Source organism: Candidatus Infernicultor aquiphilus (assembly GCF_002784285.1).
Taxonomy (GTDB): Bacteria; Atribacterota; Phoenicimicrobiia; order Phoenicimicrobiales; family Phoenicimicrobiaceae; genus Infernicultor; species Infernicultor aquiphilus.
Genome location: NZ_PFKO01000019.1, coordinates 18,327 through 18,672, shown reverse-complemented (window position 1 = coordinate 18,672; position 346 = coordinate 18,327). Strand labels below are relative to the sequence as shown.

Annotated in this window: 1 protein-coding gene; it reads left to right on the top strand. The window is 33.8% G+C overall.

The genetic code is table 11. From position 1 onward, the window contains the following. Positions 1 to 21 precede the first annotated feature (21 nt). On the top strand, positions 22 to 346 hold a 325-nt coding region (locus COZ07_RS00655; RefSeq protein ID WP_406606684.1), incomplete at its 3' end, for a hypothetical protein.

Sequence of the window (346 nt, the reverse complement as noted above, 5' to 3'; positions counted from 1 at the left end):
CTGTGAGAAGGGGAAATAAATATGATTACAAAAAGAAATCTTCTCTGTGTAAAGGCGAAAGAAAAATTGGACCTTGGCCGGATATTACTCTATGAACCATATAAAAATATTTTGATAAAGTTTAAGGAGTTATGCCTTGATATTAATGCCGAAGATTTCGACCCTGTAGCCAAGGTTTATGATGGACTCTTAAGTGTTCCTTCTAATATTAGAGAATATTATGAGGCTTTATTGGGAGTTACTTCTTATTATCAACACAGTCAAGGTGGTAAAGGAAAGTATATAGAAAAGAAGCTTGCCTCTTCTTTTGAGACCTGTTCTCTTAATATAGAAATTAGTAGGCTTC